Source organism: Stenotrophomonas sp. 89682_Sma, assembly GCF_056481405.1.
On record NZ_CM151147.1, the window covers coordinates 1,517,316 to 1,535,943 of the forward strand.

Annotated in this window: 18 protein-coding genes; 3 read left to right on the forward strand and 15 right to left on the reverse strand. The window is 66.2% G+C overall.

Going from position 1 to position 18,628, the window contains the following annotated elements:
* Nucleotides 1-78 precede the first annotated feature (78 nt).
* Nucleotides 79-3,105 (forward strand): ligand-binding sensor domain-containing diguanylate cyclase, encoded by a 3,027-nt coding sequence (locus ACZK29_RS06990; protein WP_111204182.1) that lies wholly within the window; start codon nucleotides 79-81, stop codon nucleotides 3,103-3,105.
* Nucleotides 3,106-3,296: 191 nt separating this feature from the next.
* Here ACZK29_RS06990 and rnt read toward each other — a convergent pair whose 3' ends face one another.
* The 11 genes from rnt to pstS (ACZK29_RS07045) all read right to left on the reverse strand — a co-directional run bounded on the left by rnt (nucleotide 3,297) and on the right by pstS (ACZK29_RS07045) (nucleotide 12,859).
* Nucleotides 3,297-3,881: a ribonuclease T gene (gene rnt, locus ACZK29_RS06995; protein ID WP_005408782.1), complete on the reverse strand. Its 585-nt coding sequence runs from the start codon at nucleotides 3,879-3,881 to the stop codon at nucleotides 3,297-3,299.
* A gap of 156 nt (nucleotides 3,882-4,037) precedes the next feature.
* Nucleotides 4,038-4,559: an HvfX family Cu-binding RiPP maturation protein gene (locus ACZK29_RS07000; protein ID WP_459047492.1), complete on the reverse strand. Its 522-nt coding sequence runs from the start codon at nucleotides 4,557-4,559 to the stop codon at nucleotides 4,038-4,040.
* 26 nt (nucleotides 4,560-4,585) lie between these two features.
* Entirely contained in the window at nucleotides 4,586-5,341 is a 756-nt protein-coding gene (locus ACZK29_RS07005) for an HvfC family RiPP maturation protein (protein WP_478446837.1), read from the reverse strand.
* Nucleotides 5,334-6,209 carry an HvfB family MNIO-type RiPP peptide maturase gene (locus ACZK29_RS07010; protein WP_478446838.1) on the reverse strand — a complete coding sequence of 292 codons (876 nt, stop codon included), beginning with the start codon at nucleotides 6,207-6,209 and terminating at the stop codon, nucleotides 5,334-5,336. Before ACZK29_RS07010 ends, ACZK29_RS07005 begins: the two co-directional genes overlap by 8 nt.
* Nucleotides 6,196-6,552, reverse strand: coding sequence for a hypothetical protein (locus ACZK29_RS07015; protein ID WP_111204178.1), 357 nt, complete (start codon nucleotides 6,550-6,552; stop codon nucleotides 6,196-6,198). The genes ACZK29_RS07010 and ACZK29_RS07015 overlap by 14 nt, the downstream gene beginning before the upstream one ends.
* A 256-nt stretch (nucleotides 6,553-6,808) precedes the next feature.
* Entirely contained in the window at nucleotides 6,809-7,516 is a 708-nt protein-coding gene (gene phoU, locus ACZK29_RS07020) for a phosphate signaling complex protein PhoU (protein ID WP_049444209.1), read from the reverse strand.
* A 65-nt stretch (nucleotides 7,517-7,581) separates the two neighbouring features.
* Nucleotides 7,582-8,412, reverse strand: coding sequence for a phosphate ABC transporter ATP-binding protein PstB (gene pstB, locus ACZK29_RS07025; protein ID WP_005408788.1), 831 nt, complete (start codon nucleotides 8,410-8,412; stop codon nucleotides 7,582-7,584).
* Nucleotides 8,413-8,431: 19 nt separating this feature from the next.
* Complete coding sequence (pstA, locus tag ACZK29_RS07030; RefSeq protein WP_014036548.1) at nucleotides 8,432-9,295, reverse strand: phosphate ABC transporter permease PstA; 864 nt, start codon at nucleotides 9,293-9,295, stop codon at nucleotides 8,432-8,434.
* Nucleotides 9,295-10,263, reverse strand: a complete 969-nt coding sequence (gene pstC / locus ACZK29_RS07035) for a phosphate ABC transporter permease subunit PstC (protein WP_005412771.1) — start codon at nucleotides 10,261-10,263, stop codon at nucleotides 9,295-9,297. The genes pstA and pstC overlap by 1 nt, the downstream gene beginning before the upstream one ends.
* 82 nt (nucleotides 10,264-10,345) lie before the next feature.
* Complete coding sequence (pstS, locus tag ACZK29_RS07040; protein WP_111204177.1) at nucleotides 10,346-11,434, reverse strand: phosphate ABC transporter substrate-binding protein PstS; 1,089 nt, start codon at nucleotides 11,432-11,434, stop codon at nucleotides 10,346-10,348.
* A 408-nt stretch (nucleotides 11,435-11,842) separates the two neighbouring features.
* Complete coding sequence (pstS, locus tag ACZK29_RS07045) at nucleotides 11,843-12,859, reverse strand: phosphate ABC transporter substrate-binding protein PstS (RefSeq protein ID WP_294994957.1); 1,017 nt, start codon at nucleotides 12,857-12,859, stop codon at nucleotides 11,843-11,845.
* Between the two features lie 509 nt (nucleotides 12,860-13,368).
* On the opposite strand from pstS (ACZK29_RS07045), the gene ACZK29_RS07050 reads away from it, so the two are divergent.
* Complete coding sequence (locus tag ACZK29_RS07050) at nucleotides 13,369-14,601, forward strand: porin (protein WP_049431224.1); 1,233 nt, start codon at nucleotides 13,369-13,371, stop codon at nucleotides 14,599-14,601.
* An 81-nt stretch (nucleotides 14,602-14,682) separates the two neighbouring features.
* Here ACZK29_RS07050 and nth read toward each other — a convergent pair whose 3' ends face one another.
* The 3 genes from nth to ACZK29_RS07065 are packed head-to-tail and all read right to left on the reverse strand — an operon-like array spanning nucleotide 14,683 to nucleotide 16,515.
* Complete coding sequence (nth, locus tag ACZK29_RS07055) at nucleotides 14,683-15,375, reverse strand: endonuclease III (RefSeq protein ID WP_106550328.1); 693 nt, start codon at nucleotides 15,373-15,375, stop codon at nucleotides 14,683-14,685.
* Nucleotides 15,375-15,728: a hypothetical protein gene (locus ACZK29_RS07060; protein WP_099485242.1), complete on the reverse strand. Its 354-nt coding sequence runs from the start codon at nucleotides 15,726-15,728 to the stop codon at nucleotides 15,375-15,377. The genes nth and ACZK29_RS07060 overlap by 1 nt, the downstream gene beginning before the upstream one ends.
* A 4-nt stretch (nucleotides 15,729-15,732) precedes the next feature.
* Entirely contained in the window at nucleotides 15,733-16,515 is a 783-nt protein-coding gene (locus ACZK29_RS07065) for an enoyl-CoA hydratase/isomerase family protein (protein WP_478446839.1), read from the reverse strand.
* A gap of 167 nt (nucleotides 16,516-16,682) precedes the next feature.
* Between ACZK29_RS07065 and ACZK29_RS07070 the strand changes: the two genes are divergently transcribed.
* Complete coding sequence (locus tag ACZK29_RS07070; RefSeq protein ID WP_005408797.1) at nucleotides 16,683-17,384, forward strand: FKBP-type peptidyl-prolyl cis-trans isomerase N-terminal domain-containing protein; 702 nt, start codon at nucleotides 16,683-16,685, stop codon at nucleotides 17,382-17,384.
* A gap of 138 nt (nucleotides 17,385-17,522) precedes the next feature.
* Here the strand turns inward: ACZK29_RS07070 and ACZK29_RS07075 are convergent, their stop codons facing one another.
* Nucleotides 17,523-18,467, reverse strand: a complete 945-nt coding sequence (locus tag ACZK29_RS07075; protein ID WP_111202610.1) for an IS481-like element ISStma3 family transposase — start codon at nucleotides 18,465-18,467, stop codon at nucleotides 17,523-17,525.
* Between the last annotated feature and the right edge of the window lie 161 nt (nucleotides 18,468-18,628).

An 18,628-nucleotide genomic window follows, 5' to 3' on the forward strand; every position in this document is an offset into this window, starting at 1 on the left:
CACGCTTTTCCGCGTTGCCCGGTCGTTCCCGCTTGCTGCCATGCCCTGCAGCCGCCACCGGCCACTGCCGCCGAGCTGATGGGCAGGCCAGGGGACAACGGGTGCTGGGTGGAGCGCCGCGTTTCGAAAGCCAGGCAGGCGCTGCGGCGCGGCCTGCTGTGGCTGTTGCTTGTCCTGGCGCTGCCGCTGGCCGCGCAGGAGGGAGCACCGACCCTGCGCGACTACGCCATCGATGTGTGGACCTCGCGCAATGGCCTGCCGCACAACTCGCTGCGCGATATCGCGCAGACCCCCGAGGGGCACCTGTGGTTTGCCACCTGGGAAGGCCTGGTGCGCTACAACGGCCTGGATTTCACCGTGTTCGACCGCAGCACCCGCCCGGGGCTGCGCGACAACGGCATCGGCGCACTGCTGGTCGATCGGCAGGGTGGGCTGTGGATCAGTGATTCGCGCGGTAATGTCAGCCATCGCGGCAACGACGGCCAGTGGCGGGTCTGGGAGCATCAGGCCGACACCCCGCAGGTGCTGATCCAGTCCATGCAGATGGACAGCCAGGGGCGCCTGTGGCTGCTGTACGAAGGCAAGGGCATCGGCTATCTGACGCCGGACAAGGGCATCGTCTACCAGGCACCGGCGGCCGACCTGCCGATGGCGATGAGCTTCACCAAGCTGGTGGTCGATGCGCAGGACCGGGTCTGGGTTGGCACGCTGGACGGGCTGGTGCTGCGCGACAACGACGGCGTGCTCAAGCGCGCACCCGCGGCGTGGGGTCTGGGTGCCGGCACTGGCCTGTCATGGCCGTACCGGGCTCCGGATGGCGCGCTGTGGATCGTCGCCGGCGAGCGCCTGTACCGCGTAGAGGACGACCAGCTGGTGCTGGTGCACCGCCTGCCGGGCCAGCTGCACATGACCTCGATGCTGCAGGACCGCCACGGCGACCTGTGGCTGGGAACCGAGAACCAGGGCCTGCTGCGGATCTCGGCGCATGGGCTGGAGCGGTTGCCGGCCGGCCTGAACCTGCCGGGCGGACGCGTTGTCAGCCTGCGCGAGGATGCCGAAGGCAGCATCTGGGTGGGGGCCAACGGTGGCCTGTACCGCCTGCGAGAAACCCTGTTCAGCAGCTACACCGAGCGCGATGGCCTCAGTGGCGACTATGTGCGCACGGTGCTGGAGGACCGCGACCGCCAGTTGTGGGTCGGCAGTGCCAGTGGTCTGGATCTGCAGACCGCTGATGGCCGCTTCCGCGCAATGCCGCTGCACAACCGCGGCGGCAAGGCACCTTCGGTGCTCAGCCTGGCGCAGGGCCCGGACGGTGACCTGTGGGTCGGAACGTTCGGCGATGGTGTCTACCGTCTTGGCCGCGATGGCCGGCTGCGGCACAACTATGCCGCCGCCGATGGCATGCCGGGCGGCAACATCCGCGCGATCAGCGTGGACCCGCAGGGCGTGGTCTGGGCAGGCACGCAGAAGGGCGTGGTACGCATCGACGGCGACCGCGTGCAGGTATCAAACGTTGTGGGCATGCCCAGTGGCCTGATCACCGCGCTTGAGCACGATCACCAGGGCAACCTGTGGATCGGCACCATCGAGGGAATCCGCGTGCTGCGTGGCGACCACGTGCAGTCGATCGACCTGGCACCGATGGGCGGGGGCCGCAGCGTGTTCGGCTTCCATCAGCTGGGCGATGCGATGTGGATCAGCAGCGACCGCGGCCTGTACCGTTGGCTCGACGGAAAACTGGCACGCGTCGGTCTTGAGCAGGGCATGCCGGTGGATGCGGTGTTCCAGCTGGTGCCGGACCGTCTGGGCAATGTGTGGATCAGCAGCAACCGCGGCGTGCTGCGCACCGACATGGCCACCCTCAACGCCGTGGCCGATGGTCGTGCACCGCGCGTAGTGGTGGAGCGCTACAACGAGATCGACGGCATGGCCAACGCACAGGCCAACGGCAGCTCCGGACCCTCGGCGATCCTGCGCCAGGACGGCACGTTCTGGGTGGTCACCGCCGGTGGCCTGAGCACCGTCGACCCGCAGCGCCTGCAGCGTTTCCGTGAGCGTCCTTCACCGCCTGCAGCGATCGAGAGCGTGCAGGTGGATGGCGCCCCCGTGCATTGGGAGGGCCCGGATCGCAACTACATTCCCGGCGGCCGACGTCTGGCGGTGAGCTATGTGGGCCTGAGCTACCTGATGTCGGACCGGATCCGATATCGCACGCGGCTGGATGGCCTGGACACCGGCTGGGTCGAGCGCGGCCCGCAGCGCAGCGTCGAGTTCGTCGGCCTGCCTCCGGGTGACTACACTCTGCACGTGTCGGCGGCGCATCCGGGCGGGGCCTGGGGCCAGCAGGAAGCCGTGTGGAGCTTCACGGTGGAGCCGTTCTGGTGGCAGCGCCGCAGCGTGCAGATGCTGGGCGGGCTGCTGCTGCTGGCCGGGCTGGTTGTGCTGTACCGCCTGCTGCTGCAGCAGCTGAAGGCCAGCAACCTGCGCCTGGCACGGCGCGTGGACGAGGCAACCTTCGACCTGCAGGCCAAGACCGTGCACCTGCAGGCGCTGAACCAGGAAAAGACCGAACTGGCCGAGCGCCTTGCACGGCAGGCCGAGGCCTTCGAGCGGCAGGCGCGCGAGGATGCGCTGACCGGGCTGGCCAATCGCCGTGCCTTCGACGAAACGCTGGCGCGCGACTTCGCCCGCTCACAGCGCAGCGGCCACCCGCTGTGCCTGGTGGTGCTGGACATCGACCACTTCAAGGACGTCAACGACCGGCACAGCCACAGCATTGGCGATGCTGTGCTGGTGCAGGTGGCCCGACTGATCGCCGCGGCCTGCCGCGACTCGGACCTGCCCGCGCGCACCGGTGGCGAGGAGTTCGCGCTGCTGCTCAACGACACCCGCCTGGAAGAAGCCGCGCAGCTGTGCGCGCGCCTGCGTGGCCTGTTCCATGACCACCCCGACTGGGCCGGAGTAGCGGGCCTGCGCGTGACCTTCAGTGCGGGCCTGGTGGAACTGGATGCCGATGACCGCACCCCGGCGCTGTTGTACCAGCGTGCAGACCGCGCGCTGTACCGCGCCAAGAGCGACGGCCGCGATCGTACGAGTATTGGTTGATCGCATCCACGCATGGCGTGGATCTACTGGTGTTGTCGTACCAACCGGCGGTGCCGACCAACGGTCGGCACCCACCAGAGAAGTGCGGCTAAGCCCCCAGGGACGGGTTCACGGCGTCCCCCGCGAACCCACCTTGTCCGGCCCGACCGCTGATTTGCTTCACGCCACGAGGGGCTCCGCCGTTGGACGCTTCACCGCGGCCAGGCGTTGGCGATGGTGCAGAACAAGCGTGCGGTCTGTTCGGTGTCGTACACCGCGCTGTGCGCTTCGTTCGCATCCCAGCCCAGCCCGGCGGCGGTGGCGGCACGCGCCAGCACGGTCTGCCCGTAGGCGATGCCGGCCAGGGTGACGGTGTCGAACACGCTGAACGGATGGAACGGATTGCGCTTGTGGCCGGTCCGGGCCACCGCGGCGTTGACGAAGCCCAGGTCGAAATGGGCGTTGTGGCCGACCAGGATCGCGCGCTGGCAGCCGTACTTCTTCATCGCCGCGCGTACCGGGGTGAAGATGTGGTCCAGTGCGGCCTTCTCTTCCTTGGCCAGCCGGAACGGATGGTCGAGGATGATGCCGGTCACTTCCAGCGACTTCGGGTCGATTTCCAGGCCTTCGGCCGGCACCACATGGGCGCTGGCGGTCTGGCCGGGGTAGAGCAGCCCGTTCTCGTCCATCTCGATCGGCACTGCGGCGATTTCCAGCAAGGCGTTGCGCTGGCTGTCGAAGCCGCCGGTCTCCACGTCCACCACCACCGGCAGGAAGCCGCGGAAGCGTTGTGACATCGCGCGCTGCGCCTGGGGGACTGCGGAATCGGAGGCGGCGGCAGGTGCGGGGGTGGGGTCATTCATCCGTGAATTCTAGCAGAGCGACCCTGAGCGCCCGGCCAGCCTTCGGTGCATGCGTTCCCTGCGCGGGCGTGTGTCGACCAAGGTCGGCATCTACCGGACTGCTGGCCGCGCAGGCTTGGCCGAGGGAGACCTCCGCGCCAACCACGCATCCAGGCTCAGCCTACCGGCGCCGGTGAAGATCAGCGGCAGCAGCATCGCCATGAACAGTACCGGCAGCTTGAAGTTGCCGAAGCCCTGGTCAGTGATCGCGTAGCCCATGGCCAGGTCGGCCAGCGAGTTCCACTCCATCGGCCAATGCACCGCATAGGTGGCCACTACGGTCAGCACCAGCAGGCTGGCGGCGGCGAAACGCGTGCCGAAGCCCAATAGCAGGCAGGCCGCGCCGACCAGTTCGAACCAGGTCGCCAGCTGCCAGTTCAGCGAGCTCGGCAACTGGTCGAACGGGAACGGGAAGGCATCCTGCAGGTCGGCAAACCAGTTCTGGCCGTGCAGCTTCTCACGGCCGGATTCGAAGTATTCCCAGGCCAGCAGCAGGCGCAGGCCGAGCGGGGCCAACCACGGGGCGAGACGGTCCAGCTGGCCACGCGCGGTGGCCAGGGTCGGAAGCTTCATCGGTGGATCTCCGGGGGAAGGGGGTGTCAGCCGGGGGCCGGCAGTGGGCCGATCACGCCGGCCTGCAGGAACTGCTGCAGCAGCGCAGCGCCGGGTCCGGCCAGTGCATCCCCGGCCAGGCCGTGCGCGGCAGCCAGTCGCTGCAGGTAGGCATGACCATCGAGGCCAGGGTGTTCGCCGATGCTGGACAGCAGGTATACCGCCAGCGGGCTGAGCGTGGCGAACCGCACCTCGCCGTCGGCATCGCGGCGCACAAGAAGGCCCGTCGGCTCGGCCGCTGGCTCGGTCGGTGCATCCTCGGCGCCGAGGCGGTGCACCGGCCACTGGTACAGCAACGGCCAGGCCAGTGGCGAGCGTTGCAGCGGCACCCGCAGCGGGTCGATGTCCGCCGCGACCGGCAGCGGTTCGGCGTCCAGCTGGTACAGCGCGGTTTCCACCCACTCGTAGTGGGCCAGCTCGGCCAGCGCCGGGTGTGGCAGCTGCGGCTGCGCCTGCAGCCACTGCACGAATTCAACGGCCAGCTCGGTGAACAATGGTGTCTGGCAGCGGTGCGTGGCGAAGTAGTGGCGGACCAGCGTGCTCCAGGCCGGTCCGCCGAGCAGGCGCACGCAGACCGGGAAGCCGTTGCTCAACAGACCGAGCAGGTTGTTGAACAGCAGCCGCTGGTACACGGCCACGCGGTGCGGTTCCAGCCCGGCTGGTGCAGCCACCGCCTGTGGATCGCGCAGGTGTGCGGTGAACGCGTGCTGCTGCGCACGCAGCGTGGCGGGGGTATCAGCCATATGCCGCCTCGGCGTGCACGGCCTGCAGGTGGCGGATGGTCTGCAGTTCGCTGCGCAGCTCGGCGTAGGGCGGGAAATTGAAATCGCGCTCGAGCAGGGTGGGGCGAGCGCCGATGCGCGCATAGGTGCGTGCCAGCAGCTCCCAGACCGGGTCGATCACCGCACTGCCATGGGTATCGATCTTCAGGTCCGGTGCCTCGTCCAGATGCCCGGCCACGTGCAGGCAGACGATGCGGTCTGCGGGCAGGCCAGCGATGAATGCGTCGGCGTCGTAACCGTGGTTGCAGGCGTTGACATAGACGTTGTTGACGTCCAGCAGCAGGTCGCAATCGGCTTCGGCAAGCACGGCGTTGGTGAAGGCCAGCTCGTCCATCGCCGGCTCCGGCGCCAGGTAGTAGGAGACGTTCTCCACCGCGATGCGGCGGCCAAGCAGGTCCTGCACCTGGGCGATGCGCGCGGCGGTATGGTGCACGGCCTCGTCGGTGAACGGAATCGGCAGCAGGTCGTACAGGTGGCCGTCGTCGCTGCAGTAGCTCAGGTGTTCGCTGTACAGCGGCACGCGGTGTTTTTCCAGGAACTGGCCAACCTGCTCCAACAGCTGCGTATCCAGTGGCGCAGTGCCGCCCAGCGACAGGGACAGGCCGTGGCAGCTCAGCGGATGGCGCTGTGCCAGCTCGGCCAGTGCGTCACCGGCGGGGCCGCCGACATGGATCCAGTTCTCCGGCGCGCATTCGAGGAAATCGAAATCGCCCGCCGGTGCATCGCGCAGCTCCTGCAACAGCGCCCGGCGCAGCCCCAACCCGACGGCCGCCGCACGAAGCGGCGACCGCAGGTTGGCGATGCTGGCGCGGACCTCAGTGCTTGCCACCGCACTTGCCTTCGCCACACTTGCCTTCGGCGGCCTTCTTGTCGCCGGTCTTGGCCTTGGCGCCTGCTGCCGCACCGGCAGCCTTGCCCTTGTCTGCGCCGCACTTGCCTTCGGCGGTCTTGCCGTCGGCACCACACTTGCCTTCGGCATGCTTGGTCGCGTCAGCGGCCATCCTGGTGTCGGCGGCCTTGGCGTCGGTGCTCGCCTTGGCTGCCTGTCCGGCCACCAGGTAGCCTTGGGCGAGGTTGCTCATGCTCAGGGCCGAGGCACTGGCGGTCATGCCCAGGCCGGCGGCCAGGGCGGTAGCAGTCAGCAGGGACAGCGTCTTGTTGGAACTGCTCATCGGTCGTGCTCCTGGGTGGTGTGGGCGGGTGCCCGGGTGGCCGGCAGGGATGCCGGTGGAAACGATGGTGCAGCGATCCTACTCAACGAATCCTCGCCAAGAACTCAAATTTTCGTGAGGTTTGTTACAGAAGCATCCGGAAGGTCCGCACCGGGCAAGCCCGGCGCCCACAATGCGGGGGGATACCCAAAAAAGAAGGCCGCTGTCACCAGGACAGCGGCCACCTTGGACCCAACTCCGTTGTTGCAGTGCAGCGTCAGATCTGGCCGGTACTGGAGGTCTCGTCACGTTTCTCACGCGGCGGCAACGGCTGCTCGCCGTGCACTAGGAACCACACGTTCTCGGCGATGTTGGTGGCGTGGTCGCCGACCCGCTCCAGGTTCTTGGCCATGAACAGCAGGTGGGTGCATGGGGTGATGTTGCGCGGGTCTTCCATCATGTAGGTCAGCAGCTCGCGGAACAGCGCGGTGTACTGCGCGTCCAGGCGGGCGTCGTCCTCGCGCAGTTCCAGCGCGGCATCGGCGTCGTTGTCGCGGTAGGCAGCGATGGCGCGGCGCACCTGCTGCGCGGCGAGGCGGCCGAGCGCACGCAGGCCCTGGATCTGCGGCAGCGGCGGCACCTTGCCCAGCGCGATCGAGCGCTTGGCCACGTTGGCCGCGTAGTCGCCGATACGCTCGATGTCTGCAGGGATGCGCAGGCCGGCGAGGATCTCGCGCAGGTCGCGCGCCATCGGGCCACGCAGCGCCAGACGCATCACGTCGTGGCTGATCTGCTGTTCCAGCGCGTCGATCGCTTCATCATTGGCAATGATGCGATGGGCAGCGTTCTCGTCGCGCTTCTCGATCACGTCCATCGCCGCTTCGAGCTGGGCGACGGCCATCTCGCCCATGCGCACGATTTCGGCCACCAGGCGCTGCTGCTCTTCGTCGTAGCTCTTGACGATGTGGTCGTTGGGAAGATTCATGGTCTGCAATCCGGGTAGAGCCAGGCCATGCCTGGCTGGGACATATGTCGAAGAAACAGCGTCGATCAGCCGAAGCGACCGGTGATGTAGTCCTCGGTCTGCCGCTGCGACGGCTGCGAGAAGATCACTTCGGTGCGGTCGTGCTCGATCAGGTCACCCAGGTACATGAAGGCGGTGTAGTCGGACACGCGCGCGGCCTGCTGCATGTTGTGGGTGACGATGACGATGGTGTACTCGTGCTTGAGCTCTTCCACCAGCTGCTCGATGCGGCTGGTCGAGATCGGGTCCAGCGCCGAGGTCGGCTCGTCCAGCAGCAGCACCGACGGGCGCAGGGCCACGGCACGGGCGATGCACAGGCGCTGCTGCTGGCCACCGGACAGGCCCAGCGCGCTCTGCCCCAGCTTGTCCTTCACTTCGTCCCACAGCGCGCCCTGGCGCAGCGCCTGCTCGACACGGTCGGCCATGTCGGCCTTGCTCAGCTTCTCGTGGTGGCGGATGCCGTAGGCCACGTTCTCGAAGATGGTCATCGGGAACGGCACCGGCTTCTGGAACACCATGCCGACCTTGCTGCGCAGGCGGTTCATCGGGTACTTCGGCGACAGGATGTTCTCGCCGTCCAGCAGCACCTCACCGCGCGCTTCCAGCTTCGGGTACAGCGCGTAGATGCGGTTGAAGATGCGCAGCAGGGTCGACTTGCCGCAACCGGAAGGACCGATCAGCGCGGTTACGCGCTTTTCCGGGATTTCCAGGTTGATGCCCTTCAGGGCGTGGAATTTGTCGTAGTAGAAGTCCAGTCCACGCGCAGCCAGCTTCACCGGCGACGGCGTGTGCAGGCTCTCGTGCGAGGACGGCACGGCGATGCGCTGCATCGGCACGGCGTTGGAAAGGTCGTTCATGGCGTTATCCACGGAAAGGTCAGTCATGGGAGATACGGTTGCGCAGCAGGATGCCGCGGGCGGCAAGGCTGACCAGCAACACGAAGACAGTCAGCACCAGGGCACCGGCCCAGGCCAGCACCTGCCAGGATTCATACGGGCTGCCGGCGAACTGGTTCATCACCACCGGCACCGAGGCCATCGGCTGGAAGATGTTGTTGTTCCAGTACTGGTTGCCGAAGGCCGTAAACAGCAGCGGGGCGGTTTCGCCGGAGATGCGCGCCAGCGCCAGCAGGATGCCGGTGATGATGCCGGCCGATGCACTGCGGTACAGCACCTGCACGATCACCTTCCACTGCGGGATACCGAGCGACAGCGCCGCTTCGCGCATCTGCGAGGGCACCAAGCGCAGCATCTCGTCGGTGGTGCGCACCACCACCGGCAGCACGATGAAGGCCAGCGACAGGGCACCGGCGAACGCCGAGAAGTTGCCGCCGGTCTGCATCACGTACAGGGTGTAGACGAACAGGCCCAGCACGATCGACGGTGCCGACAGCAGGATGTCGTTGACGAAGCGGACCACGGTGCCGGCCTTGCGGGCGTTGCCGTACTCGGCCAGCCAGGTGCCGGCCAGCACGCCCAGCGGGGTGCCGATGCCGATCGCCAGCGCGCACATCACCGCGCTGCCGAAGAAGGCGTTGGCGAGGCCGCCTTCCTGCATCGGCGGCGGCGTCATCTTGGTGAACAGATCCAGGTTGATGCCGGCCAGGCCCTTGGAGGCCAGGGTGAACAGGATCCAGCCCAGGAAGAACAGGCCGAACAGCGCGGTGGCGCACGACAGCGCGATGGCAATGACGTTGCCGATGCGGCGGCGCAGGTACAGGGAGTCAGCGGTGCTGGACATCAGTTGCCCTCCTTGCGGGACAGGCGCATCAGCATCAGGCGGGCGATGGCCAGCACCACGAAGGTGACGATGAACAGGACGAAGCCGAGCAGCAGCAGGGCCGAGCGGTAGGTTTCAGTGGCTTCGCCGAAATCATTGGCGATCAGCGCGGCGATGGTGGTGCCCGGTTCCAGCAGCGACGGCGACAGGCGCACGCTGTTGCCGATCACGAAGGCGACCGCCATCGTCTCGCCCAGGGCGCGGCCGAGGCCGAGGAAAATGCCGCCGATCACCGCCGAGCGGGTGTAGGGCAGGACGATGTCCCAGCTCACTTCCCACTTGGTGGAACCCAGCGCATAGGCCGATTCCTTCAGGCGGGTCGGCACGGTCAGGAACACTTCGCGCATCACCGAGGAGATGAACGGAATGACCATGATGGCCAGCACGAAACCGGCGGTGAGCATGCCGATGCCCAGCGGCGGGCCCTGGAACATCGGGCCGATGATCGGCCATTCGCCCAAGGTCTCGTTGAGGAACGGGGTGACGTACTCGGTCATCACCGGCACCAGCACGAACAGGCCCCACATGCCGTAGATGATTGAGGGAATGCCAGCCAGCAGTTCGATGGCGGTACCGACCGGGCCACGCAGCCAGCGCGGCGCGACTTCGGTGAGGAAGAAGGCGATACCGAAGCTGACCGGCACGGCGATGACCATCGCGATGACGGCGGTGACCAGGGTGCCGTAGATCGGGGCGAGCGCACCGAACTTGTTTTCGACCGGATTCCAGTCGGCGGAGAAGAAGAAGCTCAGGCCCTGCATCTGCAGGGCATGGCGACCGCCCCACAGCATCGACAGCGCGGCACAGGCCAGGGCGATCAGGACGAAGATGACGGTGCCGACCAGCACCCATCGGAACAGTTTGTCGTTGCGGGCATCACGCGCATCACGCGTGGACGGGGCGGCTACAGGCTGGGCGATGGCATTCATGGGGACGGCAGGGCCAGGAAGGGGCGGGGCGGCACGGCGTGGAAGAAGCGGTGCCCGCGTGGGGCGGGCACCGTCGTGTCCATCACTTCAGGTCGGTCGCCCAGTAGGCCTCGATCTGCTTGACCAGTTCGGCCGGCAGCGGCACGTAGTGCAGCTCGTTGGCCTGGGCCTGGCCGTTTTCGAAGGCCCACTTGAAGAAGGCCAGGGTGTCCTGGTTGCGCTTGGCATCCTTCGGCTGCTTCTGCATCAGCATGAAGTTGGTGGCGGTGATCGGCCACGCCTGCTCGCCCGGTGCGTTGGTGATGACCAGGTTGAAGTCCTTGGCGCTGGCCCAGTCGGCGCTGGCGGCCGCGGCGGCGAAGGTTTCCGCGCTCGGCTCGACCCAGTTGCCTGCGGCGTTCTGCATGGCGGTGTACGGCATGCCGTTCTGCAGCGCGTAGGCCAGTTCGACGTAGCCGATCGAGCCCTTGATCTGCTTCACGTACGAAGCGACGCCTTCATTGCCCTTGCCACCGACGCCGTCCGGCCACTGCACCGAGGTGCCTTCGCCGACCTTGGTCTTCCACTCCGGGCTGACCTTGGACAGGTAGTTGGAGAAGTTGAAGGTGGTGCCCGAACCGTCCGAACGGTGGACCAGGGTGATCTTGCCGTCCGGCAGCTTCACGCCCGGGTTGGCGGCGACGATGGCCGGGTCGTTCCAGGTCTTGACCTTGCCCAGGAAGATGTCCGCCAGCAGGGCGCCGCTCAGGCGCAGCTTGCCGGTTTCCAGGCCCTCGATGTTGACCACCGGCACCACGCCGCCGATGGCGGACGGGAACTGGGCCAGGCCGGCCTGGGCGAGTTCTTCGCTGCTCAGCGGCTTGTCGGAGGAACCGAAGTCGACGGTGCCGGCCTTGATCTGGGCGATGCCGCCGCCGGAACCGATCGACTGGTAGTTGATCTTGGCGCCGGTGCTGGCGTTGTAGTCAGCCGACCACTTGGAGACCAGCGGGAAGATGAAGGACGCGCCCGCGCCGGACACTTCGGCGGTCACCTTGGCACCGGCGGCGGCCGGAGCGGCGGCACCGTCGGCCGCCGGCTGCTGCGCGGCCTGCTTGTCGCCACCGCAGGCCGACAGGCCCAGGGCGATGGCCAGGGAAAGGGCGGCAAGGCCGGCCGAGTGCAGTTTCATGGTCACTCCATAGCGGGGAAGAGCCGACGTCGTCGGCGGATGCGGCTATGAAATGATGTTTTTGTTACAGCCGTATTACGACCATGACAGAGGTGTCCTGGATCACGTTACGACAAGGGTTTCACAGGGTTGGCTGCGATCCGTGAGACCCCCGCAGACCCCGGATCTGCGCACCGGCATGACCGCCGGATGGCCCTCGTAGCGTCGAGTCTGCTCGACTGCTCCCTGCCCTCGGTAGGTGCGGACCGTTGGTCCGCACGCTCCAGAGCGCAGCCGAGTATGGGCTCGGCACTACAGAGGCAGGTGCACCCCGAAAACAAGAAGAGCGCGAGATCTCGAGGATCTCGCGCCCGGGTGGGATCGACGGGGGAGAGAGGACCCGCCGATCCCGTTCCTGCGGGGGAACGCTTACTTCAGGTTCTGCGACCAGTAGGTCTCGATCTGGCGGACCAGGCTGTCCGGCAGCGGCACGTAGTCCAGCTGGCGGGCCTGGGCGTCGCCGCTCTTGTAGACCCAGCGGAAGAACTCCTGGGTGGCCTTGCCGTTGGCAGCATTCTTCGGCTTCTTGTGCACCAGGATGAAGTTGGTGGCGGTGATCGGCCAGGACTCGGCGCCCGGGGCGTTGGTCATCACCAGGTAGAAGTCCTTGGCGTTGGCCCAGTCGGCGCTGGCGGCAGCGGCGGCGAAGGAGGCGTCGCTCGGCTGCACGAACTTGCCGGCGGCATTCTTCATCGCGGTGTACGACAGCTTGTTCTGCAGCGCGTAGGACAGTTCGACGTAGCCGATGCCACCCTTGATCTGCTTCACGTAAGCGGCAACGCCTTCGTTGCCCTTGCCGCCGATGCCAGCCGGCCACTGGACCGAGGTGCCTTCGCCGACCGAGCTCTTCCACTCCGGGCTGACCTTGGACAGGTAGTTGACGAAGTTGAAGGTGGTGCCCGAACCATCCGAGCGGTGCACGACGGTGATCTTGGCGCTCGGCAGGGTCACGCCCGGGTTCAGCGCGGCGATGGCCGGGTCGTTCCAGGTCTTGATCTTGCCCAGGAAGATGTTGGCCAGCACGGTGCCGTCCAGCTTCAGCGCGCCCGGGGCGATGCCGGCCACGTTGACCACCGGCACCACGCCGCCGATCACCGACGGGAACTGGGCCAGGCCCGAAGCGGCCAGTTCTTCCGGCTTCAGCGGAGCGTCGGAGGAGCCGAAATCAACGGTCTTGGCCTTGATCTGGGCGATACCACCGCCGGAACCGATCGACTGGTAGTTGACCTTGTTGCTGGTGGCGGCGTTGTAGTCGGCCGACCACTTCGACATCACCGGGTAGATGAACGAGGCGCCCGCGCCGGTGATTTCAGCGGCGTTGGCGGCGAACACGGACGACGCTGCGAAGACGGCAACGGCAACGCGCGACTTGAAGGCGTGGATCACGGGGTGGCTCCTGGGTTGATTGGGATGCGGGGTTACCCGCCCGGCGCACATTCCATAACGGTTCGATGACAGCGCAGGGACCGTTGTATGACGCAACCGTTACAGCGCTGGCCGCTGCCGCTGCAGGGGGGGGCGTGAAGGTTTCGCGCGCGGTCGAGGCGCGGCTGGGCGGCGCGTCGCCAACCTCCATATGTCGTTGACGGAGCTTCCGCGCTGACGCGCGGGCATCCCGGGAAATGGGCATCCGGCAGCGATGTCATGTAGTGCACAGGGATGCATGGGGGCCGCGTTGCGCGTTGAAGCGGATACATCACGCCATGTGCCGCAAGGCCTCGACACAGATGCCGGCGCAAATGCGTCGTCCGCATGACCGCACGAAGAAACCTGTGTTTGGTGCGCAGTTTGTCATTCGACTGTCATGGTTTTAACGGAACGTTCGCAAAACGCTTGACCGGCCTGCCGGCGTGGCGTTCTGCCCAAGCCATTCCAACCCTCTGGAGAGATCCAAAATGCGTTCCCATTTGCTCGCCGCCGCGGTCGTTGCAAGCCTCGGTCTGGTTTCCGCCGACGCCTTCGCAGCCCCCGCCAGCTCGGGCGTATCCCAGGCACAGCTGCAGCAGCTGCAGGCACAGATCGCCGCGCTGCAGGCCCAGGTCCAGCAGTTGCAGAACGATTCGCAGGCGCTGCAGGCGCAGTCCGACGCGCAGTCCGAAGTGAACATCACCCAGGCGCAGGCGCTGGAAGGTGCACAGAAGACCCAGACCAGCGTCGACAAGCTGGCCAAGCTGGTCAATGACAACAAGATCGGCGGTCGCATGTTCTTCGACCTGACCAACATCGACAAGACCAGCAACGGCAAGGACACCGCCGCCAGCGGCACCGGCCTGGACGTCAAGCGCTTCTACCTGACCGTCGACCACAAGTTCAACGACATCTGGTCGGCGAACCTGACCACCGACTTCCAGTACAGCTCGGCCATCGGCAATACCGAACTGTTCGTCAAGAAGGCCTACGTGCAGGGCAGCTTCGACCCGGCCTTCAACCTGCGCGTCGGTGCCGCCGACATGCCGTGGATCCCGTACGTCGAGAAGTTCTACGGCATGCGCTATGTCGAGAACACCCTGACCGACCGTCTGAAGTACGGCAACTCGTCCGACTGGGGCCTGCATGGCTTCGGCAACCTGGGCAACAACTTCAACTACGCCGTCTCGGTCGTGTCCGGCGCCGGTTACAAGAACCCGACCCGCAGCAAGGGCATGGACGTGGAAGGCCGCGTGGCCTACACCCCGAACGAGAACTTCGTGGTCGCCGTCGGTGGCTACAGCGGCAAGCTGGGCAAGGAAACCGACATCCAGAGTTCCGAGAACACCTACACCCGCGCCAACGCGATGGTGGCCTACGCCGACAGCAACTTCCGCGTCGGTGGTGAGTACTTCCAGGCCAAGAACCTCAACAACGTGATGACCGTTGCCACCGACAAGTCCAGCGGCTGGTCGGTGTGGGGCAGCGTGCGCGTGACCGATGGCGGCATCAACGTGTTCGGTCGTTACGATGACACCGACGTCAGCAAGACCCTGGACCCGACCCTGAGCGACAAGTACTGGAACGTCGGCGTCGAGTTCCCGGTCATGAAGAACCTCAAGCTGTCGACCGTGTACAAGTACACGCACCTGGCCAACGCCGGCGACAAGAAGAACGACAAGACCAAGGAGTTCGGCGTCTGGGGCGACCTGTCGTTCTGATCCCCTGAAGCAGGCTTGTCCTGAAACACAGACGGCGGGCCTTGTGCCCGCCGTCTTCGTTTGGTCACAACAGAGACTGCGTCACGCCTCGGCCGTGGTCTTTTCCTTGAACCGGCACAGATCGGCGATCACGCAGCCCGGGCAATCCGGCTTGCGCGCCTTGCACACATAGCGTCCGTGCAGGATCAGCCAATGATGCGCGTCGAGCAGGAACTCGGCGGGGATCACCTTCACCAGCTTGTCTTCCACTTCGCGCACATTCTTTCCCGGGGCCAGTCCAGTACGGTTGGAGACGCGGAAGATATGCGTGTCCACCGCCATCACCGGCTCGCCGAACGCGGTGTTGAGCACCACGTTGGCGGTCTTGCGGCCCACGCCCGGCAACGCTTCCAGTGCATCGCGATCGCGCGGTACTTCACCGCCATGCTTTTCCAGCAGGATCGCGCAGGTGGCGATCACGTTCTTCGCCTTGGCGTTGAACAGGCCGATGGTGGCGATGTACTGCTTCAGTCCTTCTTCGCCAAGCGCGAGGATCTTCGCCGGCGTATTGGCCACCGGGAACAGGCGGCGCGTGGCCTTGTTGACGCCGACGTCGGTGGCCTGCGCCGACAACGCCACCGCCACCAGCAGCTCGAACGGCGAGCTGTACTCCAGTTCGGTCTTCGGGTGCGGGTTGAGTTCACGCAGGCGCGTGAACATCTCCACCACGTCGGCGCGCGGCATCGTGCCGCCACGCCGCGCCGGGGCGCGTGCGGTCTTCTTCGTGGTGGCCATTACTGCTCCTTGCCGCTGGCGCGGGCCTTGGCCCGGGCGAGGATGGCGGCGGCTGCGGCGGGCAGGGCGGGCTTCACGTCCGGCGCCGGGGCTGGCGTGCGCCGCGCGTCGCGTTCGGCTTCGCGGCGGGCCAGTCGCACCGCACGGGCGCGGTAACGTTCGCGGGCCGCCCAGGCGGCCTGAAGCTGCTGCTGGGCCTGCTGCAACCGCTGCGGGAGTTCCGGGTGGCCGGGCAGCAACCGCGCGTCGTCGGCGCGGGCGACATAGTCCATCAGCCCGGCCTGCAGGGCGCCATCGAGATCGTCTGCCTGGACCCGGGCGAACAGCTGCGCGGGGTTGGGTCGGGATGCCATGGCGTCAGCGGTTCTGGAAGGCCGGCGGGCGGCGCTGCAGGAAGGCGCTGGTTCCCTCGCGCATATCCTCGGTGGCGAACAGCAGGCCAAACTGCGTGCTTTCGTATTCCAGCCCGGCTTCCAGGCTGCATTCGCCACCCACGTGCACCGCGTCCAGCAGGCCGCGCAGGGCCAGCGGCGCCGAGCGCGCCAGCTGGCGGGCGACGTCATTCACGCGATTGTCCAGCGCGTCGGCCGGCACCACCTCGTTGACGATCCCCAGTTCCAGCGCACGTGCGGCGTTGATCGGTGCACCCAGCAGGCAGAGCTCCAGCGTGGCGGCGCGGCCGCACAGGCGCAGCAGGCGCTGGCTGCCCCCGAAGCCGGGAATCAGGCCGAGATTGATTTCCGGTTGGCCGACTTTGGCGGTATCGGCGGCGATGCGCAGGTGGCAGGCCATGGCCAGTTCCAGGCCACCGCCCAGCGCGAAACCGTTCACGCGGGCGATGACCGGCTTGGGCATGCGCTCGATCTGGCGCATCAGGGCCTGGCCCAGCAGCGAGAAATCACGTCCCTGAACCGCGCTGAGTGTGTTCATCTCGGCAATGTCGGCGCCGGCCACGAACGCCTTCGGGCCAGCACCGGTCAGCACCACCACGCGCACCTCCGGATCTGCGGCGGCAGCACTGAAGGCCTCGGCCAGGGCCTGCAGGGTCGCGGCATTGAGGGCGTTGAGCTTGTCCGGGCGCTGGACGGTCACGGTGCGGATGGCGCCGTCGTCGGTGACAGCGATCAGGGCATCGGCCACGGGTAAACTCCTGGAACGTTAAAAAAAAGTGATATTGAACTCCGCGAACGCAGACGGGTCATAGCCTGCATCGTGAGTAGCGGTTACACGTTGCGCCCGTTATCCTAACCCGTCGCCTCAGGGCGGCGCAGAACGTCCCTGAGTTACCACCCCTGGAGAACTGTTTGATGAAGTTGCGTTCTATCGCGGTCGCCGTCGCGGCCCTGGCCCTGACGGGCAATGCCTTCGCCCAGGACGTTTCGTCCGAAAAGGGCAAGCTGAGCTACTACTTCGGTTACGACTACGGCAACAACCTGGCGGAGCTGACCGGTCGTGGTGAGCAGCTGGACATCAACTCGGTGGTGAAGGGCCTGCAGGACGCCTACGCCAAGAAGCAGCCGGCGATCACCGCCGAGCAGCTGAAGCCGGCCGTTGAAGCGTTCCAGAAGCGCGAGCAGGGCCGTGCCCAGGCTGCCAAGGCCGAGTACGAAAAGGCTGCTGCCGAAAACAAGACCAAGAGCGATCAGTTCATCGCGGCGAACAAGGCCAAGGCCGGCGTGCAGTCGCTGCCGAGCGGCGTCCAGTACCGCGTGATCGAAGCCGGCAAGGGTGCCAAGCCGACCCAGGCCAGCACCGTGCAGCTGGAAGTGGCCGGCCCGTTCCCGTACGGCCAGCGCCCGACCGAAGCCCGCCCGGCCCAGCAGATCCCGTCGATCAAGGTCAGCGAAGTTGAAATGAAGGCCATGCGCGAGACCCTGCTGCAGATGCCGGCAGGCTCGAAGTGGGAAGTCACCCTGCCGCCGGACCAGGCCTACGGTGCCGACCCGCGCACCCCGTTCCCGCCGAACGTGGCTGTGCAGTTCGAGATCAAGCTGGTCAGCGTCAAGTAAATCGAAGCGGTAAACCAAACGCGCCGGTGATTCCACCGGCGCGTTTTTGTTTGCGCAGTCCCCGACGGTAGAGTCGACCGTTGGTCGACTATCGCGCGCAGCGCGGGGTTCCCCGCAAGAAGATGGAAGAGCAGTCGACTAACTGTGTAAACCCACTACGTTGTTCAGCGGCACTCTGGAGATAGGTGGCTGGCCGCCGATCGCCATATGGGGACGGTGCCAGTTGTAGTGGTGCAGCCATTGGCTCAACACGGAATTGCGCTGGTCCGAGGATGCGTACTCGCAGGCGTAAGCCCACTCGCGCAGGCTGGTCTGGATGAAGCGCTCGGCTTTGCCATTGGTCCGCGGCGTGTAGGGCTTGGTTCTGATGTGCTTGATCCCAAGGGATTTGAGCAGCTTGGCAAAGGCGGTGGAGCGATAGCAGGCACCGTTGTCGGTCAGGATCCGCTTGAAGGTGATTCCCAGGCTGGCGTAGTACTCCAGAGCGCCCAGCAACGCCTGGCAGGCGGTTTCGCCCTGTTCGTTGGGGTGGACGCTGCTGAAGGCGACCCGGGAGTGATCGTCAATGGCCACGTGGACGTAGCCCCAGCCACCGCCAGCGGTATTTCCCCGGCGTTTGGCATCGGTTCTGTGCCCTGGCCGCTGGAAGTTGCCCAGCTTCTTGATGTCCAGGTGCAGCAGCCCTCCGGGCTGATCGTATTCGTATCGGATGACCTCCTTGGGCGGATCAAGCCGACACAGCCGATTGAGGCCGTGGGCGCGCATCAGCCTTGAAATCGTACTGTGGCCGACCCCCAGCGCCTTGGAGATGGTCAGGTAGGTCTGCCGCTTACGGCGATGCTCCTTGATCTGCTCGACTACCGGAGCAGGTGTGGCATGCGGCGTCTGGTGAGGCCGTGAGCTGCGGTTTTCCAGCCCCGGTGCCCCGAACTGGCGGAATCGGGCCAGCCACTTGTAGGCCGTACGCACACTTACGCCACACGCTTGAGCTGCTTCTTCCGGGCGTAAGCCCTCGTGGAGGATACGGTGGACCAGAAGCGCTCGACTAAACGTCGTCAAACGGGCATTTTTATGATTGTTCATCCGGGCTCTTTGGGGGCTGGAACGGTGTGGTAACCACCATTTTCCAAAGATGCCCCGGATGAACAACGTACAGAGAGATCACAACTAACAGTCGACTCTACCGTCCGGCCAGGCCACCCGCGCAAATCCCGCCCATTCGCGCTACTGTTGGCGGGTGCAAA

What these genes read in the sequence shown, in the direction of transcription:
- pstS (WP_111204177.1), bottom strand. Translation starts at nt 11,434, where the DNA reads ATGAAACTGCACTCGGCCGGCCTTGCCGCCCTTTCCCTGGCCATCGCC.
- phoU (WP_049444209.1), bottom strand. Translation starts at nt 7,516, where the DNA reads ATGAATCTTCCCAACGACCACATCGTCAAGAGCTACGACGAAGAGCAG.
- ACZK29_RS07050 (WP_049431224.1), top strand. Translation starts at nt 13,369, where the DNA reads ATGCGTTCCCATTTGCTCGCCGCCGCGGTCGTTGCAAGCCTCGGTCTG.
- pstC (WP_005412771.1), bottom strand. Translation starts at nt 10,263, where the DNA reads ATGAATGCCATCGCCCAGCCTGTAGCCGCCCCGTCCACGCGTGATGCG.
- ACZK29_RS07000 (WP_459047492.1), bottom strand. Translation starts at nt 4,559, where the DNA reads ATGAAGCTTCCGACCCTGGCCACCGCGCGTGGCCAGCTGGACCGTCTC.
- rnt (WP_005408782.1), bottom strand. Translation starts at nt 3,881, where the DNA reads ATGTCACAACGCTTCCGCGGCTTCCTGCCGGTGGTGGTGGACGTGGAG.
- ACZK29_RS07075 (WP_111202610.1), bottom strand. Translation starts at nt 18,467, where the DNA reads ATGAACAATCATAAAAATGCCCGTTTGACGACGTTTAGTCGAGCGCTT.
- ACZK29_RS07070 (WP_005408797.1), top strand. Translation starts at nt 16,683, where the DNA reads ATGAAGTTGCGTTCTATCGCGGTCGCCGTCGCGGCCCTGGCCCTGACG.
- ACZK29_RS06990 (WP_111204182.1), top strand. Translation starts at nt 79, where the DNA reads ATGGGCAGGCCAGGGGACAACGGGTGCTGGGTGGAGCGCCGCGTTTCG.
- nth (WP_106550328.1), bottom strand. Translation starts at nt 15,375, where the DNA reads ATGGCCACCACGAAGAAGACCGCACGCGCCCCGGCGCGGCGTGGCGGC.
- ACZK29_RS07005 (WP_478446837.1), bottom strand. Translation starts at nt 5,341, where the DNA reads ATGGCTGATACCCCCGCCACGCTGCGTGCGCAGCAGCACGCGTTCACC.
- pstB (WP_005408788.1), bottom strand. Translation starts at nt 8,412, where the DNA reads ATGAACGACCTTTCCAACGCCGTGCCGATGCAGCGCATCGCCGTGCCG.
- ACZK29_RS07060 (WP_099485242.1), bottom strand. Translation starts at nt 15,728, where the DNA reads ATGGCATCCCGACCCAACCCCGCGCAGCTGTTCGCCCGGGTCCAGGCA.
- ACZK29_RS07015 (WP_111204178.1), bottom strand. Translation starts at nt 6,552, where the DNA reads ATGAGCAGTTCCAACAAGACGCTGTCCCTGCTGACTGCTACCGCCCTG.
- pstA (WP_014036548.1), bottom strand. Translation starts at nt 9,295, where the DNA reads ATGTCCAGCACCGCTGACTCCCTGTACCTGCGCCGCCGCATCGGCAAC.